The 7863-nt window shown below is 69.4% G+C and carries 8 protein-coding genes; 3 read left to right on the top strand and 5 right to left on the bottom strand.

Annotated features, from left to right (window positions below; genetic code table 11):
* The first annotated feature begins 190 nt into the window (after positions 1-190).
* Entirely contained in the window at positions 191-1657 is a 1467-nt protein-coding gene (locus KZ810_RS12700; RefSeq protein WP_219769456.1) for a lipopolysaccharide biosynthesis protein, read from the top strand.
* A 22-nt stretch (positions 1658-1679) separates the two neighbouring features.
* Here the strand turns inward: KZ810_RS12700 and KZ810_RS12695 are convergent, their stop codons facing one another.
* Positions 1680-2111 carry a CBS domain-containing protein gene (locus KZ810_RS12695; RefSeq protein ID WP_219769455.1) on the bottom strand — a complete coding sequence of 144 codons (432 nt, stop codon included), beginning with the start codon at positions 2109-2111 and terminating at the stop codon, positions 1680-1682.
* 116 nt (positions 2112-2227) lie between these two features.
* On the opposite strand from KZ810_RS12695, the gene KZ810_RS12690 reads away from it, so the two are divergent.
* Positions 2228-2539 (top strand): hypothetical protein, encoded by a 312-nt coding sequence (locus KZ810_RS12690; protein WP_308461548.1) that lies wholly within the window; start codon positions 2228-2230, stop codon positions 2537-2539.
* Between the two features lie 51 nt (positions 2540-2590).
* Here KZ810_RS12690 and KZ810_RS12685 read toward each other — a convergent pair whose 3' ends face one another.
* The 4 genes from KZ810_RS12685 to hisS form a co-directional block, all read right to left on the bottom strand.
* Entirely contained in the window at positions 2591-3616 is a 1026-nt protein-coding gene (locus KZ810_RS12685) for a DUF4167 domain-containing protein (protein ID WP_219769454.1), read from the bottom strand.
* A gap of 267 nt (positions 3617-3883) precedes the next feature.
* Positions 3884-4708 (bottom strand): peptide chain release factor N(5)-glutamine methyltransferase, encoded by an 825-nt coding sequence (gene prmC, locus KZ810_RS12680; protein WP_219769453.1) that lies wholly within the window; start codon positions 4706-4708, stop codon positions 3884-3886.
* Positions 4709-4816: 108 nt separating this feature from the next.
* The gene (gene prfA / locus KZ810_RS12675; protein ID WP_219769452.1) at positions 4817-5893 is read right to left on the bottom strand and encodes a peptide chain release factor 1; all 1077 of its coding nucleotides are present in this window, start codon (positions 5891-5893) and stop codon (positions 4817-4819) included.
* A 13-nt stretch (positions 5894-5906) separates the two neighbouring features.
* The gene (gene hisS, locus KZ810_RS12670) at positions 5907-7115 is read right to left on the bottom strand and encodes a histidine--tRNA ligase (protein WP_219769451.1); all 1209 of its coding nucleotides are present in this window, start codon (positions 7113-7115) and stop codon (positions 5907-5909) included.
* Between the two features lie 51 nt (positions 7116-7166).
* Between hisS and KZ810_RS12665 the strand changes: the two genes are divergently transcribed.
* Complete coding sequence (locus tag KZ810_RS12665; protein ID WP_258044831.1) at positions 7167-7841, top strand: DUF1345 domain-containing protein; 675 nt, start codon at positions 7167-7169, stop codon at positions 7839-7841.
* Positions 7842-7863 lie beyond the last annotated feature (22 nt).

Here is a 7863-nt window from a genome sequence, read left to right as displayed (position 1 = left end):
CGCTAGCCGATGGAGCGTCTAGCGCCCCGCCGCTGCGGTGACACCCATCTAGGGGAGCACACACACACCGTCAAACGGTTTTTGCAGAAAAGTTGCAAAGACGAGCAAAAAACACACCAGCACCACCGCAACACGCCCACGCCACCACCCGTTTACCCGAAGGTAGCCCCGCTCGTGGCAGACGTATGGGATGTCGCTCGCCTCGCCTGCCCCAACACATAGCCGAACGCCGCTGGTGCGGCAGATTCGCAACGCGATCGTATGGCGCTCAGGCAGTCAGATCCTGTCGCAGCTGGTGCAATGGACCGCGACGTTCCTCGTCATCCGCATCCTGTCGCCGAGCGACTACGGCCTGTTCGCGATGAGCGCGGTGGTGCTCGCCTTCACCAACATGCTCGACGGCTATGGTCTGGCGAGTGCGCTGATTCGCCAGCCCGAGGTGACACGGCGCGATATCCGGCAATTGTTCGGGCTGCTGCTGCTGCTCAACGGGACGCTGGCGGTAGTCCAGGTGATCGTCGCACCGCTGCTCGCCGCCTATTACCGTCAGCCGATCGTCGCCGACATGCTGCGCGTGCAGTCATTGCTGTACCTGACCACGCCGTTCATCGCGCTTCCCTCCGCCTTACTCAGCCGGCAGCTCGATTTCAGCCGGCAGGCAAAGGTTAATATCGTCGCCTCGCTGATGTCGGCGTCGACCGCGCTGATCGGCGCGCTATCGGGCTGGGGGGTGTGGACGCTGGTCGCGGCACCGGGTGCGCTCTATTTGACGCGCGCGGTCGGCCTGACCTGGGCGGCGCGCGCATTGGTGTGGCCATTGTTCCGGTTCGATGGCGCGGACCAGTTGATGCGCTTCGGTGGGTTGATGGCGCTCGGCCAGCTCTTCTGGTTCCTGCAAAGCCAGAGCGACGTATTCATCGCGGGGCGCACGCTGTCGCCGCACCTGCTCGGCATCTACACCACCAGCCTGTTTCTCGCGCAGATCTTCGTGTCGAAGTTCGTGCCGCCACTCAACGAGGTCGCGTTCAGCGCCTATGCCCGGATCCAGCACGATCGCGACGCGCGCGCGACCGCGTTTCTGAAGGCGGCGCAACTGGTGATGCTCGCCGCGCTCCCCTTCTACGTCGGGCTCGCGACCACGGCGGAACCGCTGGTCCACGCCGTGCTGGGGGAGAAATGGGGCGAGGTCGTGCCCGTCGTCCGCCTGCTCGCGTTCGCGATGCCGGTGATGACGCTGCAGGTGCTCTACTCGCCCGCGTGCGACGCGGTCGGGCGCCCCGATGTCGGCGTCGTCAATGGCGCGATCGGCGCGGGCTTGCTGACGCTCGCCTTCCTGATCGGCGTCCGCGGCGGCGTCACGGGGCTTGCGACCGCGTGGATCGTCGCCTACCCGCTCTACCTCGCGATCGGCAGCCGCCGCGCGCTGCCGGTCATCGGCGTGACATGGGACGCGGTCGCGCGCGCGATCGCGCCCGCCGCGCTGTGCGCCGGCGCGATGGCACTGGCGGTGCTCGGCCTCGATCACCTCTTGCCGCCGCTCTGCGCGGTGCCGCGGCTCGTGTTTCTCGTCGCGGCAGGCGCGGTCAGCTATCTCGGGCTATTGCTCGGTCTGGCGCGCGGCACCGTGCGCGAGGTGGTGGCGCTGGTCCGCACCTGAACGCCGTCACGCGTCGTGCCCGTCACGCCTGCTGGATATAGTCGCGCATCGCACGCGCTTCGGCCTCGATCCGGTCGATGCGGTATTTGACCAGATCGCCGATCGACACGATCCCGACCACCGCCCCCGCCTCGACCACGGGGAGGTGCCGGATGCGCCGCCTGGTCATCAGGGAAAGCGCGCCGAGGACCGAATCGTCGCGCGCGACGGTGACCGCGGGTGCGGTCATCACCGCGGATACCGGATGGTCGAGCGCCGCCGCACCGTGTTCGCGCAGGCAGCGGATGACGTCGCGTTCGGAAAACACGCCCGCGACCATGCCATTGTCGTCGAGCGCCGGCACCGCGCCGATCCGTCGCTCGGCGAGCAGCGCGACCGCGTCGGCCACCGTTCGATCGGGGGAGATGGATACAAGGTCGGCGCCCTTGTCGCCGAGGATCGCTGCGATGGTCATCGCCTTCTCTCCTGTATGTTCGCGCGCCTATAGGCTGGCGGCAGGCATCATTTCACGTTCGCGCGCCGGTTGCAAAGCGTTGCCGCGCCGCGCGTGACCCGAGGGGAGAAGGCATCGTGCACGGCTTGGACGATCCCGCGCAGGCGCAGTTCGCGTGGCGGCGCTTTCGACGCATCCTGGGCGTGATGACCGTGATCGGCGTGCTGGCCGCGTTCGTCGCGATATGGCTGGTCGGGCGCGCCTATGGCGAGCTCGGCTGGATCGCGACGCTGGCGACGTTCGGGGGCGTGGTCGGATCGGTCGCGATGGCGGGGGCGCTGATGGGGCTCGCGTTCATGAGCTCGGGCACCGGCCACGACGAGGCCGCCGACGCGGCGGGGCTGGATACGAGAACGGGCCGAGCGCCCCGCAAGGACGTCGGCCCGTGATCGTTAGCGCGTTGGCGGCGCGGGACGGCCGCGCGCGACGCTTGGGTCGAATTACTCGGCCGGCGTCGCCTCGCCGCTGGCGGCGCGCGCGACGCGACGGCGGCGCGGCTTGGGCGCCTCGGCCGCACTATCGTCGGACGTCGGCGCATCCGCGTCATCCTGACGCACGAGCCCGAGCGCGGGCGGCAGCCGGTCGGCGCCGAGCGCCTCGACCTGCGCACCGGTATCCGCCGCCTCCTCGCGCGGCTTGCGCGTCCGGGTGCGGCGGCGCGGCGCTTCCTCGGCCTGCGCATCGTTCACCGGCGCGAGGTCCTGCGGTGCCACGGCATTCGCCGCGGGCAGATCGGCCGGCGGGGTATCGACGTCGTTCGCGACCGGGGCCTGCGTCGGGCGCTGGAAGCGACGCTCGTCGTCGCGCGCCTCGACCGGGCGGCGGTCGCGGTCGAAGCGGGGGCGATCCTCGCGCGGCTGGCGCTGCTGGCGATCCTCGCGGCCGTCGCGCTGACGCTCGTCGCGGTCGTAGCGGGGGCGCTCGTCGCGGTTGTCGCGCGGGCGGTCGTCGCGCGGGGATCGTTCGCCCTGCTGGCGATCACCGTACTGGCGGTCGCCATATTGACGATCGTTCTGGGCCCGGTCGTTCTGCTGGCGATCGTTCTGCTGGCGGTCGGACTGCTGACGCTCGCCCCCCTGCCGATCGCCTTCCTGCGCGCGCTGCATCTCGTCGGCGCGGACGGGTTCGCCCTCGTCGCCGAAATCGTCGAACGGGTCGAACTGGTCGAAATCGTCGCGCTGCTGGCGGCGCTGCTGCCCCTGCTCCTCGTTGCGGCCGCGCTGGTCGGCGAGCACGCGGAAGTAATGGTCGGCGAACTGCAGGTAATATTCGGTGTTGACCCGGTCGCCCGACATCTGCGCGTCGCGCGCCATGTTCTTGTACTTTTCGAGCAATTGCGCGGCATTGCCCCGCGCGCGGCTGTCGATCCGGTTGCCGCTGTCACGCTGCCCCTGGCCACCGCCACCGGGACGCTGCGGTCCATTGCCACGACCGCGACGGCGGCCTTGCTGACGATTGTTGATCAAAAGTGTGTCCTCGTCCTCGAACCTAAAACGGCACTGCTCCCGAACGGCACCGACGTGGTGCACGGGCGATCATTCCCAAGGACGGCTGCGCGCGGGCGAACCGGACCTGCCACGGCCACCGGACTGCAGCGGCTGATGACGAAGGGAGGGCTCAACGCCCCATAACAACGACGCGGTAAACAGCGCTGTCTGTGCGGGCCCCTACGGGCGCTCTAGCGGTTCGCTGCTCGTTCTCAAAGAGAAATATGTGGATAGCGCCCCTTACCGTCAAGGCGTGACCACGAGGCAACGGTCGCGCCCGGCAAGATCGCGCCGCAAGGCGACGCCCAGCCCCGCCGCGCGGAACAACGCCGCCGCACGCTCGCCCTGCTCATACCCGATCTCGATACACGCGACGCCGCCGGGGGCGAGCTGTCCCGGCAGCAAGGGCGCGAGCCGGCGATAGTCGTCGAGCCCGTCCGCGCCCGCGAACAGCGCCGACGCGGGCTCCCAGTCGCGCACCTCCGGGGGCAGGCTGGCGTCCACCTCGATATAGGGCGGGTTGCACAGCACGAGGTCGAACGCCTCGCCGGTGCCTTGCCAGTCGCCCGCGACCATGCGCGCGCGGTCCGCCATGCCGAGCCGTTCGGCATTGCCCTGCGCGATCGCGAGCGCCGCCGCCGAGGCATCGACGCCGACGCCGCTCGCCCGCGGCCATTCGTCGAGCGCGGCGAGCAGCAGCGCGCCCGAGCCGGTGCCGAGATCGAGGATGCGGCGCGGTCCAGGCGAGCCCGCGAAATGCGCGACCGCCGCCTCGATCAGCGTCTCGCTGTCGGCGCGCGGCACCAGCACACCGGGCGCGACGTGGAGGTCGATCGTCCAGAACGCGCGCGTGCCGGTCAGGTACGCGACGGGTTCGTGCGCGGCGCGGCGCTCGACGAGCATGTCGAACGCCGCCGGCACCGACCAATCGTCGAGCGTCAGCAGCAGCCGCTCGCGCGTGATGCCGAGCGCGTGCGCGAGCAGCAGCTCGGCGTCGAGCCGCGGGGTGGCGGAAAAGGCGAAGCGCTGCGCAGCGGCGATCAGCGCGGCGCGGGGGGCCGAGGGGGGCATCACGATGCGGACCGGGTCACGCCGCGGCGAAGCCTCGCCGTCGAACAGGAGCGGCGCTCCTGCCGGCCGTGCTTGGTCGAGTCCTGCTGCGGCACGCAGCAGGCCGACCTACGCATCCAGGGTCGCCAACCGCTCCGCCTCGTCCTCCGCGATCAGCGCGCCGACCAGCTCGCCGAGTTCTCCTTGAAGGATCTCGGGCAGGCGGTGAAGCGTCAGGTTGATGCGGTGGTCGGTCACTCGGCCCTGCGGGAAATTATAGGTGCGGATGCGCTCCGAGCGATCGCCCGATCCGACCATCGCCCGCCTGGTGCCCGATCGCTCCGCCGCCAGCCGCTCGCGCTCGGCCTCGTACAGCCGCGTGCGCAGCACTTTCAGCGCCTTGGCCTTGTTCTTGTGCTGCGACTTTTCGTCCTGCTGGATCACGACCAGCCCGGTCGGCAGATGCGTGATGCGCACCGCGGAATCGGTCGTGTTGACCGACTGCCCGCCCGGCCCCGAAGATCGATAGACGTCGATCCGCAAGTCTTTCGCCTCGTCGATCTGAACGTCGACCTCCTCCGCCTCGGGCAGCACCGCGACGGTCGCTGCGGACGTGTGGATGCGCCCGCCGCTCTCGGTCACGGGCACGCGCTGGACGCGGTGGACGCCGCTCTCGAACTTCAGTTTCGCGAACACCCCTGATCCGGTGATCGACGCGACGACCTCCTTGAACCCGCCCGCGTCGCTGTCCGACGCCGAGATCAGCTCGACGCGCCACCCCTGTTCCTCGGCGAAGCGCTGGTACATGCGGAACAGGTCGCCCGCGAAAAGCGCCGCCTCGTCGCCGCCGGTCCCGGCGCGCACCTCGAGCATCGCCGAGCGCTGATCGGCGGCATCGCGCGGCAAAAGCGCGAGCGCGAGGCGACGATCGGCATCGGCGAGTGCGGCCTTGTTCTCGCGCAATTCCTCCTCGGCCATCGCGCGCAATTCGGCGTCGGCATCGTCGGTCATGTACTGGAGGCTCTCCGCCTCGGCACGCAGCCGACGCACCTCGCCCGCGGCCGCTGCTACGGGTTCGAGCTCGGCATATTCCTTTGACACCGCGACGAAGCGATCGCCGTCGAGATTGCCCGTCGCCATCAACGCGGACAGCTCGTCACGCCGCGCTTCGATCTGGCGGATACGGTCGGGGGAAATGGTGGTCATGCGCGTACGCCGTTCAACCGAGCACCGCCTGCGCTTTTCCGCCGCCGCGCAAAACACGAATAGTCGGACCGTCGGCGCGGAACGTCACCGTTTCGGCAGGGTCGAGCTTCATCGCCTTGTCATAGCGTTTGCGCGGCGAGCCGGTCGCTACAAACTCGGCCGAAATACCAGCGCGGCGCAGCGTCGCGAGCGCAGCAGTTGCAGCGACTGTCGCGGCATCGTCCTCGACCACTACCACCACGTTGGGCCCGCTGACCGCCGGCTCCTCCAGCAACATCGCCAGCCGCTCGATCCCCGCGGCCCAGCCGACCCCCGCGGTCGCCGGCCCGCCCAGACTCTCGACCAGCCCGTCGTAGCGCCCGCCCGCGAGCACAGTGCCCTGCGCGCCCAACCGGTCGGTGACGAACTCGAACGCGGTGTGGCGGTAGTAGTCGAGCCCGCGCACCAGCCGCGCGTTGCGCGTCCACGCGACCCCGGCGGCGTCGAGCCCGGCGGTGACCGCGTCGAAAAACGCGCGCGCCTCCGACGTCAGGTACGCGTCGATATCGGGGGCGCTGTCCGCCGCAGGGCGATCACACGGATCCTTGGAATCGAGGATACGCAGCGGGTTCTTGTCGAGCCGCTTCAGGCTGTCCTCAGACAGCTCGGCGCGGTGCGCCTCGAAATGCGCAACCAGCGCGGCACGCCACGCGTCGCGCGTCTCCGCGTCACCCAGCGTGTTCAACTGCAGCGTCACGCCATCGGCGATGCCGAGTTCGTGGAGCAATTGGTCGGCCAGGCACAACAATTCGACGTCCGCCGCAGGCTCGGGTGCGCCCAGGATCTCGGCGTCGATCTGGTGGAACTGGCGATAGCGCCCCTTCTGCGGGCGCTCGTAGCGGAACACCGCGCCGCTGGTGACGAGTTTCAGCGGCGCATATTGCTGCCACCCCCCGGTGATATAGGCGCGCGCGATGCCCGCGGTGAACTCGGGGCGCAGCGTCAGGCTGTCGTTGCCGCGATCGGGGAAGGTGTACATCTCCTTCGACACGACGTCGGTCGTCTCGCCGATCGAGCGCGCGAACACCTGCGTGTCCTCGAACACCGGCACCTCGACGCGCTCGAAACAATAGAGCCGGCGGACGCGGTCGAAGGTCGATTGCACGTGCGCGAAGCGGCGTTCGTCGTCGCGGAAGATGTCCTGCGTGCCGCGCACGCGATTGGGGGTCTGAATACGGGCCATAAACGCGCGCGTATCTAGGCGAGCCGCCGCGTGCGCGCTAGCGCTTGCTGGATGAACGATACAGCGGGCGGGTGGGCCGGGATCAAGCGGATGCTCGGGCAGCGCGTGGCGCCGCCGCGCTTCGTTCTGTTCGTGCTCGTATGTCTCGCCGGCGCCGCCCTGTTGTGGCCGCTCGCGGGCAAGGGTCGCGCGGTGATGGGCGGGTTCGATCTCGGTGCGCTCGCGTTCCTCGTGTCGCTCGCGCCTTTGTTCCGGCAATCGTCGGCGGCGGGGATGCGGCGCTCGACGCGCGTCAACGACGCCAATCGCGCGCTGCTGCTGGCGATCACCGCGGGGACGACCTTCGTCATCCTGGTCGCGGTCCACGGCGAGTTGAAGGGCAAGAACGACGCCTTCGCGATCGCGCTGGTCATCGTGACGCTCGCGCTCGCGTGGCTGTTCTCCAACATGGTCTACGCGCTCCATTACGCGCACCTGTTCTACGGCGCGGACGACGGCGGCGCGGGCGACGCGGGCGGGCTCGACTTCCCGGGCACGAAGGAGCCCGATTACTGGGACTTCCTGTATTTCAGCTACACGCTCGGCATGACGTTCCAGACCTCGGACGTGACGCTGTCGAGCGCGCGGATGCGGCGCGTCGCGATCGGCCAGTGTCTGGCGGCGTTCGTCTTCAATCTCGGCATCCTCGCCTTCACCATCAACACGATTGGCGGCGCGGGAGGCTAGACGCGGGCGGCATGCGAACGGT

Origin of the sequence: Sphingomonas citricola, from assembly GCF_019429535.1 — a bacterium.
In the GTDB taxonomy this organism is placed as follows: domain Bacteria; phylum Pseudomonadota; class Alphaproteobacteria; order Sphingomonadales; family Sphingomonadaceae; genus Sphingomonas; species Sphingomonas citricola.
This window is presented reverse-complemented; position numbering and strand designations above follow the sequence as displayed.